The sequence below is a fragment of the Patescibacteria group bacterium genome (genome assembly GCA_028707065.1).
GTDB lineage: Bacteria > Patescibacteriota > Patescibacteriia > Patescibacteriales > WJLG01 > JAQTUZ01.
In genome coordinates this window covers 63,135-82,125 of sequence record JAQTUZ010000006.1, presented here as the reverse complement: position 1 = coordinate 82,125, position 18,991 = coordinate 63,135, and the positions used below count along the sequence as shown (strand labels likewise).

Annotated in this window: 14 protein-coding genes and 1 pseudogene; 13 read left to right on the top strand and 2 right to left on the bottom strand. The window is 46.6% G+C overall.

The genetic code is table 11. From position 1 onward, the window contains the following. The 6 genes and pseudogenes from PHE24_03085 to PHE24_03060 form a co-directional block, all read left to right on the top strand. Positions 1-386 (top strand): cation-translocating P-type ATPase C-terminal domain-containing protein (locus tag PHE24_03085; protein ID MDD4902095.1); only part of this gene is annotated, 386 nt, incomplete at its 5' end. Between the two features lie 17 nt (positions 387-403). After that, positions 404-1,102: a M23 family metallopeptidase gene (locus tag PHE24_03080; protein ID MDD4902094.1), complete on the top strand. Its 699-nt coding sequence runs from the start codon at positions 404-406 to the stop codon at positions 1,100-1,102. Between the two features lie 70 nt (positions 1,103-1,172). Further along, positions 1,173-1,910 (top strand): SDR family NAD(P)-dependent oxidoreductase, encoded by a 738-nt coding sequence (locus PHE24_03075; GenBank protein MDD4902093.1) that lies wholly within the window; start codon positions 1,173-1,175, stop codon positions 1,908-1,910. Positions 1,911-2,412: 502 nt separating this feature from the next. Continuing rightward, on the top strand, positions 2,413-6,543 hold the full coding sequence (locus tag PHE24_03070; GenBank protein ID MDD4902092.1) for a peptidoglycan-binding protein: 4,131 nt from the start codon (positions 2,413-2,415) through the stop codon (positions 6,541-6,543). Further along, a pseudogene (locus PHE24_03065) lies at positions 6,543-6,641 on the top strand (SDR family oxidoreductase). The gene PHE24_03070 and the pseudogene PHE24_03065 overlap by 1 nt, the downstream one beginning before the upstream one ends. 363 nt (positions 6,642-7,004) lie before the next feature. Continuing rightward, positions 7,005-7,364 carry a zinc ribbon domain-containing protein gene (locus PHE24_03060; GenBank protein MDD4902091.1) on the top strand — a complete coding sequence of 120 codons (360 nt, stop codon included), beginning with the start codon at positions 7,005-7,007 and terminating at the stop codon, positions 7,362-7,364. A gap of 122 nt (positions 7,365-7,486) precedes the next feature. On the opposite strand, the gene PHE24_03055 is transcribed toward PHE24_03060, so the two are convergent. Next, positions 7,487-7,702, bottom strand: coding sequence for a hypothetical protein (locus PHE24_03055; GenBank protein ID MDD4902090.1), 216 nt, complete (start codon positions 7,700-7,702; stop codon positions 7,487-7,489). 353 nt (positions 7,703-8,055) lie between these two features. Here PHE24_03055 and mgtA point away from each other — a divergent pair, with 353 nt between their 5' ends. After that, positions 8,056-10,641 (top strand): magnesium-translocating P-type ATPase, encoded by a 2,586-nt coding sequence (gene mgtA, locus PHE24_03050; protein ID MDD4902089.1) that lies wholly within the window; start codon positions 8,056-8,058, stop codon positions 10,639-10,641. A gap of 85 nt (positions 10,642-10,726) precedes the next feature. Here mgtA and PHE24_03045 read toward each other — a convergent pair whose 3' ends face one another. Next, positions 10,727-11,221, bottom strand: a complete 495-nt coding sequence (locus PHE24_03045) for a hypothetical protein (GenBank protein MDD4902088.1) — start codon at positions 11,219-11,221, stop codon at positions 10,727-10,729. A gap of 248 nt (positions 11,222-11,469) precedes the next feature. Between PHE24_03045 and PHE24_03040 the strand changes: the two genes are divergently transcribed. The 6 genes from PHE24_03040 (at position 11,470) to PHE24_03015 (ending at position 18,956) form a co-directional block, all read left to right on the top strand. Next, positions 11,470-13,686 (top strand): peptidylprolyl isomerase, encoded by a 2,217-nt coding sequence (locus PHE24_03040; protein ID MDD4902087.1) that lies wholly within the window; start codon positions 11,470-11,472, stop codon positions 13,684-13,686. A gap of 83 nt (positions 13,687-13,769) precedes the next feature. Then, positions 13,770-14,642: a protein translocase subunit SecF gene (gene secF, locus PHE24_03035; protein MDD4902086.1), complete on the top strand. Its 873-nt coding sequence runs from the start codon at positions 13,770-13,772 to the stop codon at positions 14,640-14,642. 206 nt (positions 14,643-14,848) lie between these two features. Continuing rightward, a complete protein-coding gene (locus PHE24_03030) occupies positions 14,849-16,102 on the top strand; it encodes a His/Gly/Thr/Pro-type tRNA ligase C-terminal domain-containing protein (GenBank protein MDD4902085.1) in 1,254 nt (417 codons plus the stop codon). A 259-nt stretch (positions 16,103-16,361) separates the two neighbouring features. Further along, complete coding sequence (locus tag PHE24_03025) at positions 16,362-17,405, top strand: rod shape-determining protein (GenBank protein ID MDD4902084.1); 1,044 nt, start codon at positions 16,362-16,364, stop codon at positions 17,403-17,405. Between the two features lie 90 nt (positions 17,406-17,495). After that, positions 17,496-18,308: a rod shape-determining protein MreC gene (gene mreC, locus PHE24_03020; GenBank protein MDD4902083.1), complete on the top strand. Its 813-nt coding sequence runs from the start codon at positions 17,496-17,498 to the stop codon at positions 18,306-18,308. A 114-nt stretch (positions 18,309-18,422) separates the two neighbouring features. Beyond that, positions 18,423-18,956 carry a hypothetical protein gene (locus PHE24_03015; protein ID MDD4902082.1) on the top strand — a complete coding sequence of 178 codons (534 nt, stop codon included), beginning with the start codon at positions 18,423-18,425 and terminating at the stop codon, positions 18,954-18,956. The last annotated feature ends 35 nt before the right edge of the window (positions 18,957-18,991 follow it).

Sequence of the window (18,991 nt, the reverse complement as noted above, 5' to 3'; positions counted from 1 at the left end):
CCGGAACATGCTCCTTTGTCGTGACGATGGGGCTTTTCGCTCTTTATTATCAGGTCGATCTGGAAAAAGCCAGAACAATGGCGCTGACCACGGCGGTTTTTTGCGAGATGTTCATAGTCTTATCCTGCCGCAGCAAGAGAAATATCTGGGAAATAGGATTTTTCAGCAATAAATTTCTGGTTTATTCGATCGCGATCGCGGTGGGCCTGCAGCTGATCGCGATCTATTCTCCGCTGGCCGGTGTTTTCGGATTCGTTCCTCTTTCGGCAATGGAAATATTAATGATAACGGCGGCCAGCTCCTCGATATTTATCATCTTTGAAATACAGAAGTTTTTTCAATCAAAAAAATCTAATGAGTATCAAGTTTCTCCTTTTAAAAATTAGATGATTCGCCGGCCGCCATGTTCAAAATTTTTTTTAAAATCTTAGCTTATTCGGTTATTGCCTTTGTCATTGTCGGCTTGTATTTTATTTTGGCGCCTAAAAGTAAAAATGTAAAAATAAATCCAATTCCTCCGGTTAGTAATATTATTTCAACCGATGCGCCGGCTATCGCTTCAAGTACTGGAAAGAGCGTTGCCGCGGCGGATAAACCGAAAAGATTGATTGCCGAGCCGATCGCCAATGCTCTGGAAAGGATTACTAAAAAACCTTTCGGGATAAAAGTTTCGCCCGGCCATTCGCCGGTCAGCCCGGAAAGGTTTTCCGGTTATCATACCGGCGTTGATTTTGAAGCTTTTGCCAGCGAAACCGATTCGATCGTTCCGGTTTATGCCATCTGTACCGGGACACTGGCGATCAAGGAAACCGCGCGCGGCTATGGCGGCATGGCCGTCGAGCGCTGCAAGATCAGCGGCCAGGATGTGACGGTAGTCTATGGCCATTTGAAATTAACCAGTATCGGAGTTAAGGTCGGCGAGAATTTATCGGGCGGCGAACAACTAGGAATTTTAGGCCAAGGCTATAGCGCGGAAACTGCCGGCGAGCGCAAGCATCTGCATCTGGGAATTCACAAAGGCACAACTATCAATACCAGCGGCTATGTCGGTACGGCGACGCAGCTTTCCGGCTGGATCGATGTCGAGCAATATTTAAAATAATTTTTATATATTAAAGTTATTTCGGCAATAGCCACGATTTAAGGAGGGCGGCCGGAAGACAAAAATTAATATGTCGTTAAAAAATAAAGTGGCGATCGTGACCGGCGCGGCGCGGGGGATCGGCCGGGGGATTACTGAAGAGTTAGCCAGTCTCGGCTGTAATATCGTCATCGCCGATTTGAATCAAAAGGATTGCGAGCCGGTGGCGGATGAAATCAGAAAGATGGGCGTCGAAGCGATCGGCGTCGGCTGCGACGTTTCCCATAGATCCGACGTGGAAAATTTGCTCGGGAAAACTTTGGAAAAATTCGGGCGCGTCGATATTATGGTCAACAACGCGGGCATTTATCCGTTTAAATCATTTGCGGAATTAAGCGAAGAAGATTGGGATAAGGTCATGAATATTAATTTAAAAAGCAACTTTCTGTGTTCGCAGGAAGCAGTGAAGCATCTGCCGGAGGGCGGCCGTATTATCAGTATTTCCTCGGTCGCCTCGCTAATCGGATTTGAAGGCCTGACTCATTATTGCGCTTCCAAGGGCGGCATCAACGGATTTATCCGCGCCTTGGCTTTAGAATTGGCGCATAAAAAAATTACGGTTAACGCGGTCGCGCCGGGCGCGATCCAAACCCCGGGCGCTTCCGGCGGTTCGGAAGAGCAAACCAAACAAACGATCGCGATGATTCCGGCGGCTCGCATGGGCTTGCCTGCCGACATCGCCAACGCCGTCGCCTTTTTAGCTTCGGAAAAATCCGATTACATTACCGGTCAGGTTATTGTGGTCGATGGCGGCTGGATATTAAGATAAAATTTGCGCTTCAATCCGAGAGGCGATCAGAATTGAACCAAAATAAGGATTTTTTCGGATTATTTTCTGAAGTTTTGCCTCTAAAAGAAAAAATGGCTAAAATTAAGACATACAAAGACGCCGGCTTCGACGCCGGCGTCTTTTTTGCTGAAGTTAAGGTAAAATAAATCACCTCCTTTACCATAAACCATTTTTGGGCTATTATTTATTTGAAAACAGCTAATCAGCCATTGCTTGAAAAATTGGCAGATATTTTATTATCAAGCGAAGCGAGTGAAATAATCCCGCGCCTCGCGGAGATTATTTCCGAGCGAGCGAAGATAAGATTGGTTATCAAGCGAAGCGAGTGAAATAATCCCGCGCCTCGCGGAGATTATTTCCGAGCGAGCGATGATAAAGACTTCGTCCGGCGGCAAGCGAGGATACCTTCTAGAAAAGATAGGGCGAGTGCCTGCCCCGCGGTTGAATACCATTTATTATAAATTTAAATAAATTAAAATTTATGCAGCATTTTTCCAAAAAATTAGCCATAAATTTTTTATTTTTTTCTTTATTAATTGTTGTTTCTATTGGTTTTTTAGGAATAACCTCCTCGCGGGAAAGCGCTCTGGCTTTTTCTAGTCCGGAAGATCAGTTCCAGGCCGAGGCGAAGAGCCGGATATTTATCAAAGAAGCTTATCGGCTTGATGAAAATGGGGGAGTTGTTGAAAATGTTTATGATCAGGTAAAAGCCAAGGATGATATTTGGTCTTCTTTTACGTCCGGGCAATCAGTCAGGGTGACTTTTGAGGGAGCGCTGGACAATACTAAAGATATCACTTTGTCGGCCAGATCAGGCTCGGGAGGATCGATCGAAGTTTATGTGGAAGGAGAGCCGGTTCCAGTTGCTGTTTTTGAAGCGATCAATCAGGAAAAGATTTATCAGATCTATCTTTCTAACCTTAAATCGCCGGCCGATGTTTTTGATTTAAAGATCAAAGGAGATGTTGACATCGATTGGATCGTCGATCCGGACACGATGCTTTTCCGGTTCCTTGCTTCAGGAGGTTCCGCTCCCCACGGTTCGCTCGCGCTAGGAGGTAGTACTTTTTATGGCATGGCTTTTAGCGGCGGAAGATACGGCAAAGGCATAATTTTTTCCGTGGCCACGGATGGCACCGGTTTCACCACTTTGCATGAATTCGCCGGCGGCGCGGGCGACGGGTCCTCTCCCTACGGCTCGCTCATTGTTTCCGGCGGCAAACTTTACGGGACGACCATGACAGGCGGAATTACCGATGAGGGCGTCCTTTTTTCTCTTAACACCGACGGCACCGGTTTTAGCTCCCTTCATGACTTTACTTATGGCGCGGGCGACGGAATCCAGCCGTCTCAATATGGCGAGCTTACTCTTTCTGGCAGTACTCTTTACGGCATGACCTATTCGGGCGGGAGTACGGATTCAGGGATAATTTACGCTATTGATACTGATGGTTCTGATTATACGATCATTCACAATTTTACCGGCGGCGCGGGCGGAGCCGGACCTTATGGTTCGCTTACTTTGGCTGGCAGCACTTTTTACGGCATGACCAGAGTCGGCGGGAGTTCGGACAAAGGCGTTGTTTTTTCCATGAATATTTCCGGGAGCGGTTTTACTGTTTTGCATAATTTTGCCGGCGGCGCGGGCGACGGATCCCACCCCAATGGTTCGCTGATTATGGCTACCAGCACTCTTTATGGAGCGACCAGCGAAGGCGGAACTTCGGATAATGGAACTATTTTTTCCTTAACTACCGGCGGCACCGGTTTTGTTGTCTTGCATGAGTTCAACACCGGCGCGGGCGACGGAATAAATCCTCACGGCGCTCTCACTCTTTCCGGCAACAAGCTTTATGGCACGGCTATGAACGGCGGCGCTTCGTCCGGCGGCGCGATTTTTTCGATCGATACCGATGGCACTGATTTTGCCACCTTGCGCGAATTCGCCGGCGGCGCGGCTGATGGATATAATACCAAATCCACCCTGGTTATTATCAGTAACAAGCTTTATGGCATAACGACCAGGGGCGGTGATTATGATTCAGGCACGATTTTTTCCATTGATACTGACGGAACTGATTTTGCCCTTCCCTATGAATTCCATGTCGGCGGGGCTGACGGCAGCAAGCCCCAGGGGTCATTGATTATTTCCGGCAGCACTCTTTACGGTATGACCAGGACCGGCGGAAGTTCGGACAAAGGTTTGATTTTTTCCGTTTCCACCAGCGGCACCGGCTTTACCGCCTTGCATCAGTTTGCCGGCGGCGCGGGCGACGGAGCAACGCCTTTTTACGGCGATCTCACTCTTTCCGGCAGCACTCTTTACGGCATGACTTTCGCGGGAGGCAGCGCGGATTTGGGCGTTATTTTTTCCCTGAACACTAACGGCACCGGCTTTACGACTTTGCATGAATTTGCCGGCGGCGCGGGCGACGGATCTCGGCCTTACGCGTCTCTTATTGCTTCCGGCACCAAACTTTACGGCCAAACTTTTACCGGCGGGGCGCAAGACAAGGGCGTTGTTTTTTCGATCAATACCAACGGCACCGGCTTTACGACTTTGCATGAATTTGCCGGCGGCGCGGGCGACGGAGCCAATCCTTATAGTTCGCTCGCTTTGGCAAACAATACGCTTTATGGCACGACGGTTTATGGCGGAAGCGCGAACAAGGGCGTTGTTTTTTCCCTTTCCACCAGCGGCGCTGGCTTTGCTGCTTTGCATGAATTTCCCAACAGCACCAGCGACGGCAATGCTCCTTACGGCTCGGTCGTCATTTCCGGCAGCAAGCTTTATGGTATGGCCATGTACGGCCGAACCCCGAATAAAGGAATAATTTTTTCCCTTGATACCAACGGCAGCAACTACGCCACCCTTCATATATTTGCCGGAGGCAATAACGATGGAAAATACCCCAACGGTTCCCTGACTCTTTCGGGCAGCAAGCTTTACGGCATGACCACGGAAGGCGGTACCGCGGATTCCGGAGTTGTTTTTTCTCTCAATACCAACGGGACAAATTACAGCGTTTTTTATAAATTCGTTGGCGGCACAAACGACGGAGCAAATCCTTTTGGCTCGCTTATTCTTTCCGGCGGTCTGCTTTACGGGACGACTGAAGGCGGCGGAGCTTCCGATTACGGGGCTATTTTCTCCATTGTTCCCAATAGTTCGCCGACTTTTGCCGTTGATCCGGCTGACAGTTCCGCGACTTCCACGCCGGTCAACGAAGGAAATAATGTTTCTTTCACGGCCACAGCCGCGGATTCAGAAACGAATAATTATTATTTGGCGGTTTGCAAGACTGATTCGGTTACGGCTAACAACAATGCGGCGCCGACTTGCGATTCCGGTCAAACTTGGTGCGTTTCCGGTTCTACTGCCGCCAGTTCGAGCGCCTCTTGTTCCTATGCCGCGCAAGCAGGCGATAGCGAATCCAGCGATTGGTACGCTTTTGTTTGTGATTATAGCGCTAATTCGGCCTGCTCGTCCGCTTCGCAGGGTTCGGGCGGAGACGGTTCGCCATTCAAAATCAATCACGATCCTTCTTTTACGGCTATTTCCGCGCCGACCGCGGAGTCAAAGGCCGATGAGGAAATAGTTTTTTCTTCCACCGCTTCTGACCCGGACACGGAAGCATCGTCGAGTTTGGTCGCTTTGTATGTTTGCAAGGCCAATGACTTCAACGGCACCGGTTGCGGAGCGGGCGGCGAATGGTGCCATTCCACCGCTATTTCCGCCAACCCTTCCTGCAGCTATAAAGTTGCCTCGAGCGACGGAAGCACTTCTCATAATTATTATGCCTATGTGGCCGATGAGCGCAATCTTGTTTCAACCGCCGGACCTAAAAGCGGCGTATTCATTACCAGCGTTCAAGCCGCTCTGTTGTCTTCCTCGGCTTATAGCGCGCCTTCCCCCAGCTCTTATGAAGCAAAAATTGTAATTAATAATAATGCGGCGGCCGTTTCCAACCGGCTGGTCACTTTGAATTTTTCCGCCGGCCGCGAGATTAAGAAAATGGCTATTTCCGCGAAGAGCGATTTTTCCAATGCCAGCCAGGAAGAGTATCAGCCGAGCAAGTTGTGGGATCTTTGTTCCGGCCTGACCGGCGGTTCAGTTTGCTCTAACGGCAAATATACCGTTTACGCCAAGTTTTATAATGCCTGGGGACAGCCATCCGGCCTTATTTCGGCCGACGTTATTTTAAGCGCTATGGTTTCCGCGGAACCCAAGAAAACAGAAAAACTTGGGATCATTGATAATACCGCGAATGCCGGCATCTCCGGCAATGCTAATGCCGGCGCCCAGCCCGCGGCGGCCAAGAGCAAAACAGCCAAGATTAACTTTAGCCGCAATTTACAACTTGGCAGCCGCGGCGAAGATGTGAAAAATCTGCAAAAATTCCTCAACAGCCATGGTTATGTCGTGGCAAAATCCGGCGCTGGCTCGCCAGGCAAAGAAACCGCTTTATTCGGCGCGCTTACTCGCAAAGCAGTGATCAAATTCCAGGAAAATAATTCTGATAAGATTTTGAAGCCGCTGGGATTGAAAAAGGGAACCGGCAATTTTTATCAGGCCACGCGCAAATTCATCAACGATCTCTCGAATAAATAAAATATATTGCTAACGCGGTTGTCTTTCTCGCTTCGGAAAAATTTAATTACATCACCGGACAGGTGATCGTCGTCGATGGGGGATGGACATTGCGATGAAGCAAGAAGTAATAAGTAAAAAATAAAAAATTTTACAAATAAAAAAAGTCCCCTCTTGGGAGGGGTGGCGCCGCCTCGGCGACGGGGTGGGTCTATTCCTGACATTATTAAAATATCATCAAAAATCTTTGCCACTTTTTTTAAAAAAAGTGGCGCAAAAAACTGCGCGCAGGGACAAATTTCCTATCACTCCGCTAGGAAGCCTAGCAAAATTGCTATACTCGTCCGCCTTGATTTATAAAATTATAATAATGAAGCGGACTTCGGACAACGCAATTTTGCACGGCTTCTACGCTGCGTGATTACGGAAATTTTCCAATGCGCGCTATAGGGAAAATAATTAACTAATTTGTTTTATATTATATGGATCAAGAACAAACAAAAAAATGTCCTTATTGTGCCGAGGACATTAAAATTGAAGCCAAAGTTTGTCGTTTTTGCGGGCACGACTTAGTTAATGAATATGTGCCAGTAAGAGTTGAATTTACTAGCAAAAAAATAAAAAAACACATAGTAATATCCTTCGTTTTTCTTATTCTTGGTTTTTTGCTTTTTCTTTCTAGTTGTGGAAGTCTTGTCAATACGATTACTTCTCCAAATCCTCCAAATGCAAATGATAGTATTAGGTTTGGTATGCAATGGTTATTCGGAGCAATTTTTATTATTACAGGTATAATTTGGGCAATTGTTACGGCCATAAGATCGTGGTGGAAGAGCGGCTGATCTTTTTGCAGAATAAAATAATTTAGTGTAAATTTTATATATTACAACTTTAATTTCGTCTTGCGCTGCTTGCCAACAAAAAACCGCCCCGTTAAGGGCGATTTTTTTATCTTGAAGAAAGATTAGTTTCTAAAATCTCTTCTCGGACCGCGATCTCTCATGCGGGCCTTATTGCATTCGTAGCAATAGAGCCGGCCGTAAGTGCCGTCTTCCTTTTTAGTAGGTTCGAACGGCAATTTGTCTATCGGGGCGCCGCATTCCGCGCAGGTAATACCCAGCGAGGAAATGTCCACCATCGGTCTGGGACCCATGGGGCGACGATCATCTTGATAAGCCATTTAAGTAAGTCACCTTCCTTTCTAGTCTTGGGGATTTTTAAGGTCCCGCTTAATTTGACCGCCAGTTGGCGGACTTAGATTGGTGACTTCTTAATAGCTTATCTATTCGATAACTTCTAAACTTTTCCAAACTATTTTAAACTCGATAACTAGTTGAAATAATCACCTGCCCAAATATTAGCATAGAAGTGGGGGGAAAGCAAGACCGCGACAGAGAGCAGAGAGCATAGAACAAAGAGCAAAGCAACCATGAAGATTTTTGTTCTTTGATCTTTGTTCTAAGACGTTTTTCAAACCTATAAATATATTGTATAATATTAATGTTAATCAATAGTTGACGCAGGAAATAAGCTATGGCTAAAAAATGCAAACCGCCAAAGATCAAAACCGGTACGGAAAAATACCTGGATGGTTTTAGCGTTTTCGAATATTCCCGCCTGGCGGCCGGCGAAGTGCTCAAGCGCTTCCAGACCGGCGAAAACGGCTTGACTGACAGGGAAGCTCGCTGCCGGACCGGCCAATTCGGAGAAAATGTTTTGGTCAAAGAAAAAAAATCGAGCGTGATCAAAGAGTTTTTTTCCAAATTCAAAAGTCCGCTGATTATCCTGCTGTTTGTCGCTTCGGTCATTTCGGCTTTTTTCGGCGAAGTCATTTCCGCCGCGATCATCGTTTTAATGATCATTTCCAGCGCGGTGCTGGATTTTTTCGAAGAGCATAATGCCGGCCAGGCCGTGAAAAAATTGCTGGAAACCGTCAAGACGACGGCGGCGGTCATCCGCGACGGAAAAGAAAGGGAAATCAATGTCGCGCAGATTTGCGCCGGCGATATCATCTTTCTCAATTCAGGGGATCTGGTGCCGGCTGATGCCCGGGTGATCTCCGCCAAAGATTTTTTCGTCAATCAATCGGCGCTGACCGGCGAATCAGTCCCGCGGGAAAAAAATTCTTCGGCGATCGACAATAGCAACGACTCTTTAACCGAACTTGATAATATTGTTTTTGCCGGCACGAACGTGGTGAGCGGCCAAGCTCGAGCCGTGGTGATCAATATCGCCGGACGGACGGAGTTCGGGAAGATCGCCATTTCGCTCGCCCGGCCGGCGGAAAAATCGGAATTCGAAGAGGGGATCACTCATTTCGGTTTTTTCATCATGAAGGTGATCATTTTTTTGGTCATGTTCATTTTTCTTTTTAACGCCATCATCCATCATAAGATTTTGGAATCTTTTCTTTTTTCAGTGGCGATCGCGGTCGGCATTACGCCCGAGCTTCTGCCGATGATCATGTCGATCACTATGGCCCGCGGCGCGGTTAAGATGGCCAAACAGGGCGCGATCGTCAAAAAGCTTTCGGCCATTCCCAATTTCGGCAGCATGGATATCCTTTGCACCGACAAGACCGGGACCTTGACCGAAGGCAAGATCGCCCTGGTAAAATACGTCGATTCGTCGGGAAATAATTCGGAGAAAGTTTTGGAATACGCTTACTTGAACAGTTATCATCAAACCGGCATTGAGAACCCTTTGGATAAGGCGGTCGTTGAATACAAGAAGATCGATATCGGGCGCTATGTCAAGATCGATGAAATACCTTTTGATTTCATCAGAAAAAGAATCAGCGTCGTGGTTGAGGATTCCGCCGGCCGGACAATGATCACCAAGGGCGCTCCGGAAGAAATATTCCCCTGTTGCTCGTCTTATTCTTATAACGGAGAAACCAAGCCTTTAATAGAAGAGGAGCGGATCAAGGCGAATAAGTATTACGAACAATTGAGCATGGAGGGCTATCGGGTGCTGGCTTTGGCGATCAAAAAAGTCAGCAAAGAAAAAAAAGTTTACGAGAAAGAAGAAGAAATTGCCATGGAATTCCGTGGCTTTATCGCTTTTCTCGATCCGCCCAAGGCCGGAACGAAGGAAATTCTGGTGGAGTTGGGAAAGATCGGTATTGAAATAAAAGTTATTACCGGCGACAACGAATTCGTCGCCGGCAAAGTCTGTTTGGAGATCAATTTGCGGGTCAAGGGAACATTATTAGGAAAGGAAGTGGAAAATATTTCCGATGACGCGCTCCGCCGCCGCGTCGAACGCACCACGATTTTTGCCCGTTTTTCTCCGGAAAATAAGAATCGGGTTATCCGGGCGCTCCGCGCCAACAATCATATCGTCGGTTATATGGGCGATGGCATCAATGACGCGCCGTCGCTTTCTACCGCCGACGTCGGCATTTCGGTCAATAATGCCGTGGACGTGGCCAAGGAATCGGCCGATATCGTTCTGGTGCGGAAAAGCTTGCATGTCTTGAAGGACGGCGTGATCGAAGGGCGCAAAGTTTTCGGCAATACCATGAAATACGTGATGATGGGCTTGTCGTCGAATTTCGGCAATATGTTTTCGGCGGCCGGCGCGGTGATCTTCCTGCCTTTTCTGCCGATGCTGCCGATCCAGATACTTTTGAATAATTTTTTATACGACGTTTCCCAGATAACTATTCCCACCGATAACGTCGATGAAGAATGGATAACAAAAGCCCGGCGCTGGAATATCAAGTTCATCCGGAAATTCATGTTTTTTATCGGTCCGATCAGCTCGATCTTTGATTTTGCCACTTTTTTTCTGTTTTATTACGGCTTTAAGGTTACCGAAGGCGCTTTCCAGACTGCCTGGTTTTTGGAATCGCTGGCCACCCAGACTTTGGTTATTCATATTATCCGTACCAAGAAAATCCCATTTTTTCAAAGCCGGCCCAGCACGCTCTTAATGATCAGCACTTTTTCGATCGTGGCTTTTGCCTGGCTGATCCCATTCACGCCGATCGGAGAATTTTTCGGCCTGGTACCGTTGCCGCTTTATATGCTGGGCGCGATCGTCGGCACGGTGGCCATCTATCTCGGCTTGGTCGAGATCGGCAAACGGATTTTTTACCGGCACAACGAACTATAGAAAATAAAAAACTTAGTTTCGAACAGAAACTAAGTTTTTGTTTTCCCGTTAAGCAGGAAAGGGCGCGATTTTTTTTGGCGCTAATTCAGATCAATGAAAATAATTCTTCGAACGGTTCGCCGTTAACGAGATAATTATTTTCCCGGAAAGAAATGCTGATTTCTGCGGGCTCGCGTTCGTCAGCTTTTGCCCTGCAGAACCAAAGAATGCCGTCGCTCTCGGTCATTCTACAGCCGGCGGTTATCGAGAAAGATTCAAGAGTCGGACCAAGACCGCGATATACCTTCGCTTCGATCGTATCGATTGTCGCCTTTTTCGTGTCGGTTGTTGCCGCTGCTTCGATCGTGTCAGTTGTCGCCTTTTTATCATCTTTAGGTGTATTGATTTTGGGAGCCAAAAAAAAGGAAAGTTTATTTAATTTTTCCAGCTCTGAATCGGCGGTGGTGATGATGAAGAATGTTTCGCCGTACATTTTCCCGTAAAAAATAATTTTTTCGGTAGCCGGCAAACCGGGGATTATCGGCGGAATCGTGAGCCGTTTCGCCGTTTTTGGACATCTTTCGGTTGAAGTGTTCAACATTTCCTTCTCCTTTTTTATGGGTTTATAATTGGTTAGTGACAGAAAGAACATCGTTTTTTGGTATTATGGTGGTAAATCAAAAAAAAGTCAAGTCTTTTTTTCCTCTTGCTTTTTCAGCCATTTTGCGTTATTCTTTTTGTTTAAAGGGTGTCAACCGATCCTTTTTATTTTTTGTTATATTTATAATTTATAATTTTTTCAGCCAAGGGCTGATCCGCCTTTGGCGGAAATTCTCATTGATTAAATATATGGCCGACAACATTTTTAAGAAATTATTTCAACCGTCAACTAAGGGCAAGCTCTGGCAGGTCTTCGCGGTTATTTTACTGGTCTTAACCATTACCGCCGGCTTGATCGCCTTTGGAAATTATTACAATCAAGGAGCGGATTGGCTCGCCGGCAAAACCAACGACTTCGTACAATTGCCTCATGCCAAATTCGTGCCTTTCCGCCTGGGTTTGGATTTGCAAGGCGGAACCCAGCTGATCTATAAAGCTGATGTTTCCCAGGTGCCGGTTGGCGATGAAGCCTCGGCGGCGCAAGGCGTTCGCGATGTCATTGAAAGAAGAGTCAATGCTTATGGCGTTTCCGAACCATTGGTCCAGGTGCAGAAATCGGCCGGCGAAGATTACCGGATCGTGGTGGAATTGGCCGGGGTAAAGAATATCGACGAAGCCATCAAGATCATCGGCGAGACGCCGATCTTGGAATTCAAGGAACAAGGAACTCCGTCATCGACCGCGGCCGAGGCGCAAAAAATAAAAGATCAGAACGCGGCGGCTTTGAAAAAAGCCGAAACCGCTTTGGGTAAAATTATTTCTAATGGCGATTTCACCAAGATCGCCGCGCAATATAATGAAAGCGCCAGTTCTACCGCGGCCGGAAATTGGATTGACGCGGGAAAGGCTCCGGAATTGGCGGTAAAACTGGCCGGTTTGAAGATCGGCGCCGCGACCGATATTGTCGAAACGAGTCAAGGGTACATCATCGCTAAATTGTTGGATAAGCGCGCGGCTACCAATCAAATTACCAATCAGCCGAAAAAGGAAGTGAAGGCCAGCCATTTGCTGATCTGTTATCAGGGTTCGGAAGGCTGCGCGGCCACGACTACCAAGGAAGAAGCCTTGGCCAAGATCAAGGAGTTGGCCAAGATCGCCACCCCGCAGAATTTTACCCAATTGGTGAAAAAGAACTCCACTGAACCTGGCGCTGCCCAAAGCGGCGGCGAACTCGGCTGGTTCGGGCAAGGCCAGATGGTTCAGCCTTTTGAAGACGCGGTTTTTCCGCAGAAAGTAGGCACCATTTCTTTCATAGTCGAAACAAAATTCGGTTATCATCTGATCTATAAAGAAGACGAAAGATCTGCCGAGGAATATAAAGTCCAGACGATTTTTATCGCCAAAGCCGCGGCTAATACCGCCGCTGGCGAGCAAAGCTGGGTTGCCACCAAGCTGACCGGAAAATATTTAAAGCGCGCCAGCGTGCAATTTGATCAGAACGGCCAGCCGGAAGTTTCCTTGGCCTTTGATAACGAAGGCGGAGCTTTATTTGAAGAGTTGACCGGCCGTAATGTCGGCAAACCGATCGCCATTTTTTTGGATGGCGAAGTTATCAGCGCGCCGACCGTGGATACCAAGATTTCCGGCGGCAGTGCCGTGATCACCGGAAATTTCACCGTGGCCAAGGCTAATGCCTTATCGCAAAGTTTGAACGCCGGCGCTTTGCCCGTGCCGATAACCTTGGTCAGCCAGCAAACCGTAGGCGCTACTTTGGGAAAAGTTTCAGTGGCCAACAGTTTGCAAGCCGGATTGTGGGGAGTCTTGTTGGTCGCGTTGTTCATGATCTTCTATTATCGTTTGCCCGGTTTGGTTTCGGTCTTGGCTTTGGCGATTTATTCCATTTTGTTGCTGGCTATTTTTAAAGTCTGGGGCATCATGCTTTTGGTCTTGATCGCTTTTGTAATGATATTTTTCCAGCTAACCGGGGGGGCTTTGGCATTGGCCCTGCTCGGATTTGTACTATTGATCATCGGCTGTTTCACTATGCCCAGCCTGGCGCAATTGCCGGTCACTCTGACTTTGCCGGGTATGGCCGGATTTATCTTGTCGATCGGCATGGCCGTCGATGCCAACATTTTGATTTTTGAAAGATTCAAAGAAGAATTGCGTTACGGCAAGCCGGCGGCGAAAGCCATCGAACTGGGTTTTAATCGTGCCTGGCTTTCCATTCGCGACGGTCATATTGCCACCATCCTGACTTGTTTGGTGCTGATGTTCTTCTCGACTAGCATTGTCAAGGGTTTTGCCATTACTTTGCTTTTCGGCGTGGTGATGTCGCTTTTCTCGGCGATCACCGTGACCAAGAATCTTTTGGCGCTTTTGCCGGAGAAGTGGTTTGGATTGAGCTTGATGACGGGCGTGAAGCAAAAACCTACGGAAACGGAAAATCAAATTACCAATAAATAAATTGCAGAAATTTGAAATTAGAAATTTGAGATTAGACATTAATTTCAATCAAATTTCCAATTTCAAATCTCAAATTTCAAAATATGAAAATAATCCAACATCGAAAAATCTGGTTCGCTATCGCTATAATTCTCGCCATTGCTTCGATTGCCGCGCTGTTCATTTGGCATCTGAAATTCGGCATTGATTTTACCGGCGGCAGCTTGCAAGAATTGAGTTTCAACGGTGATCGGCCGACGGTGACCGATGTGCAGGACAAATTATCCGGCCTTGATTTGGGCGGCTTGATCGTCCAACCGGTGGGCGAGCAAGATATGATCCTGCGCTTTCAAAGCACGGAAAATCAGGTCCATACCAAGATTTTGGAAAAATTAGGCACTTCTTCAGTGGAAGAATTGCGTTTTGATTCGGTCGGTCCGTCAATCGGTTCAGAATTGAAAAGAAAAACTTTTTACGCCGTTGTCGTTTCCATTATCATTATTCTTATTTATATCGCCTTCGCTTTCCGCAAGGTCTCCCGCCCGGTGGAATCGTGGAAGTACGGCTTGTGCTCGGTGATTGCCCTGGCTTTCAACGTCTTGGTGGTTTTGGGAACTTTCTCGGTTTTAGGAAAATACGCCGAGATGGAAATCAACGCGCCGTTCATCGCCGCCTTGCTTACCATTCTGGGCTACACCATTAATGATACGATCGTCGTTTTTGATCGCGTGCGGGAAAATTTGCCCAAGAGCGAGTTGGACTTCGAAGGCACGGTCAATATGAGCATCAATCAAACCTTGGTGCGCTCAATCAATACTTCCAGCACCGTGATCCTGGTCTTGATCGCCATTTTCCTCTTCGGCGGCGCTTCGATCCGCGACTTCACCTTGGCGATGGCCATCGGCGTCTTCATCGGCACCTGGAGCTCGATCTTCCTCGCTTCGCCTTTATTGCTTCTCTTTGAAAAGAAGTCCTAAAAAATTAAAAGACCGCCGGATATTAAGGGGCTTGGCGCTTATCGAGCCAGGCCTTTTTTTGTTTTGACAAAGCCTTGATTTTGCGATAAAATCTAATCTAAGACCGTAAAAATTTGTTTTGGCAGCTGTATAATTTTTTTGCACACCAGTAAAGCTAAAAATATAAATTTATAATTTATAATTCATAATTTGTAATTGCTTTTAATATGCTTCAATCCAAGCTTTTCACCAAAGTGACCAAAGAGGCGCCAAAAGACGAAGTAAGCTTTAACGCTCAAGTTTTGATCCGGGCCGGTTTTATCGACAAGCTTTCGGCGGGTGTTTATTCTTTTTTACCTTTGGGACTGCGAGTCTTGCAGAAGATCAGCGATATTATTCGCGAGGAAATGGATAAGATCGGCGGCGAGGAAATTTTGATGCCGGTTTTAATTCCTAAAGAAAACATGGAAACAACCGGCCGCTGGGAAGCTTTTGACGTTCTCTTCAAGCTGAAAGGCGCGGACGAAAAAGAATACGCCTTAGGCGCTACCCATGAAGAAGTTATCGTGCCGCTGGCTAAGAAATTTTTATTCTCTTACCGCGACCTGCCGATCATGCCTTATCAAATCCAGACTAAATTCCGCAATGAATTGCGGGCCAAGTCCGGAATCATGCGCGGCCGGGAATTTTCCATGAAAGACCTCTATTCTTTCCATGCCGATCAAGCGGACCTGGATAAATTCTATGAAGTAGCCAAGCATGCTTATTTTAAGATTTTCGACCGTTTCGGCCTGGGGGACATTACCTATTTAACTTATGCTTCCGGCGGTTCTTTCGCCAAATATTCCCACGAGTTCCAGACGCTTTGCGCGGCGGGCGAGGATATAATTTACATTTGCGATAATTGCCGCGTCGCCATCAATCGCGAAATCATCGCCGAGCAGACGCAATGCCCGATTTGCGGCGGCAAAAAATTCCGTGAAGCCAAAGCCGTGGAAGTCGGCAATATTTTCAAGCTGGCTAATCGTTTCTCCAGCCCGTTCGGATTGCAATATGTCGATAAAAACGGGGAAAAGAAAGACGTAGTGATGGGTTGCTTTGGCATCGGCCCTTCCCGGGCAATGGGTACGGTGGTGGAAATTTGCCATGACGAGCGCGGCATTATTTGGCCGGAGGAAATCGCGCCCTTCAAGGTTCATCTGATTTTATTGGGCAACAAGGCCAGCTGGGGAAATAACAAAAAAGAAGCCGACCAGCTGTATGAAAAATTGCAAGAGCAGGGGGTTGAAGTTTTGTATGACGAACGGGAAGAAGCCGGGGCGGGCGAAAAATTCGCCGAAGCCGATCTGATCGGCTGCCCGATCAGGCTGGTAATAAGTGATAAGACGCTCGCCGAAGGCGCGGTGGAAGTTAAGAAAAGAAACAGCGATCAGGTGAAGCTAATTAAATTGGATAGCCCAGTAAAAGATTTTTTAGCCTAAAAATGTAATATTGTTTAAATCTGCAAAATCCGAAGCACAAAATCCAAAATCCGAAACAAATCTAAAATCCAAAATTCAAAAATTTCTGTCTATTACCCGCAGGGATAAAAAATATCTTAATCTAAAATTTCGATGCAATATAATTTTTTAAATTTTTGTTTTTTAATTTTAGATTTGTTTTGAGTTTTGTGCTTTGAATTTAGGATTTTGAAAAATTATGTTAGCACAATAATATCGATTATTAACCTGAGTTTTTATAATGTTCAATAAGCTATTAGGAAAGTTTAGCAAGGATTTGGCCATTGATCTGGGTACTAAGAATACTCTGGTTTACACGACTGACAAGGGGATTGTGATCAATGAGCCGTCAGTCGTCGCCGTCAATGTGCGGACAGACGAAATTTTAGCCGTGGGCGAAGAAGCCCGGAAAATGGTGGGCAAAACTCCGTCGCATATCAAGGCGATCAAACCGATGAACGAGGGCGTGATCTCGGATTTTGAAGTGACGGAAAAAATGCTGAAATATTTTGTCGATAAAGTCCATAGTGAAAGTTTTACGCTCATTCCGCGGCCGCGGATGATCGTCGGCATCCCGATCGATATCACTGAAGTGGAAAAAAAGGCGGTCGAAGACGCGGCCAAATCTTCCGGCGCCCGCGAAGTATTTTTGATCGAAGAGGCGATGGCGGCGGCGATCGGCGCGCGCTTGCCGGTAACCGAAGCGGTGGCGAATATGGTGGTGGATATCGGCGGCGGCACTTCGGAGATTGCTGTAATTTCCTTGGGCGGCGTAGTTACTTATAAGTCTTTGAATGTGGCGGGGAATAGTTTCGATAGCGATATCATCGATTATATCCGCGAGGAATTCAATATTTTGATCGGCGAACAGGTGGCGGAAAGCGTGAAGATCAAGATCGGTTCGGCCATTCAGCTAAAAGAAGACATGGAAATGGAGGTCCGCGGCCGCGATCTGATCAATGGCTTGCCCCGAGCCGTGATGGTCGATGACGCGCAAATTCGGGAAGCAATCGCCAAATCGATCAATAAGATCATTGAAAATATCAAACTTACTTTGGAAATAACGCCGCCGGAATTGGTGGCTGATATTTACGAAAATGGCATTTTTCTTTCCGGAGGCGGAGCTCTGTTGCGCGGTTTGGATAAGCAGATCGCCGCCGCGACCAAGATTCCAGTGCGTATTTCCGACGATCCTTTAACCTGCGTGGTTCGCGGCATGGGCATTCTATTATCAGACAACGAGTTATTAAAGAAGGTGCTGGCTCCGGGAAGCGAAGAACTTTAAACATAGAGCATGGGAGCATAGAGCATAGAGCAGGGTGATTTAAATAAATTTTGTTCTTTGCTCTTTGTTCTCTGTTTTTTCCCATTCTTTATGAAAAAATTTAATCTCAAATTAATAGTTTTGTTCCTGGCAACCGTGGGGTTGCTTATTTTTTTGCATTTCGTCGGTTGGTTGGCGCCGGTGGAGAGAGTTTTTTTCTTGGTGTTTAATCCGGTGGCATCCCGTTTGCAGTTTTGGTCAAACGAGATTAATAAGAAATATTCCAATAGCGTCCGGCAGGAAAATTTGGCCGTGCAAGTTGAGGATTTGGAAAAAAAAGTCGAACGACTGACCGTGGAAAACGCTTCTTTAAAAAACTTACAGGATGAGAATTCCGTCTTGCGCCAGCATTTGAAATTTTTGGACTCGGGGCAGCAAAAAAAATATGTTTTAGCCAATGTTATTTCGCGGGAGATTTTAAACGGTCCGGAAGAAAGTTTGGGCGATCTGGTAATCGATAAGGGCCGTGACGACGGGATCGTGGCTGGATTGGCGGCGCTGGACGAGACTGGCGCCGTAGTCGGAAAAGTTACGGCGACCGAAGAAAAAATTTCTCGCGTCACTCTGATCACCAATTCGGGCTGCAAAATGGCGGCCACGCTGCAGAATGTCAACCGGACGATCGGCGTAACCGGCGGCAATCTCGGCTTGACCATCAATATGGATTATATTCCGCAAGTGGAAAGTGTCAGCGTCGGCGATCTGGTCGTGACCAGCGGATTGGAGTCGAATATTCCCCGCGGCTTATTGATCGGCCAAGCGGCCAAAGTGGACCGCGGCAGCAACGATATTTGGCAAAGCGTCAATATCCAGCCGGCGGCGAACCTCGACAATTTAACCATCGTTTCAATAATTATCCCGTAATATTGTTTTATAAATTTTAGGAATAAATGGCAAGAAATTAGAAATTAGAAATTGGAAATTAGTTTTAAAAATATTTGTTTCCAAATTTCCAATTTCAAATTTCCAATTTCATAAATGTATCTTCGCCTTTTCTTCAAATTAGTTTTGGTCATCGCGCTGGTGATCCTGCAAATCGCTTTCATTTCCGCCTTGCCGCTTTGGCTGCGGGGGCTGGATTTGGTGATCATTTTTTTGGTTTTTTCCCTGGAATGGAGCGGAGGTTACAAAACGATTTGGTGGTTTTTTTTGATTGGCCTGTTTTTTGATCTGTATTTTCCTCTTTGGTTCGGATTTTTTATCTTTCTTTGGCCGGCGATCTTTCTCTTCACTTCTTTTCTGGCTAAGAATTTTTTCACCAACCGTTCCCTTTATTCTTTTTTTGGCCTGACTTTTTTCGCCACGATTTTTTATTATTTTGTTTTCAACCTCGTTTTTTATTCGGCCGGTTTTTTTTCGGAAAACAAAGCCGCGTTTTTTCCGCTTGTTAAAAATTTTTGGTTGCGGTTAGCGGACGGCCTTGTTTTGAATCTCCTGGCGGTCGCGGTCCTTTTCTATTTGACCAATTTGATCAGCGATCGGCTGAAGCCGGTATTTATTATCAAAAAGTAGGTTTTTATTGTAATACTAATGAATACGAATACATA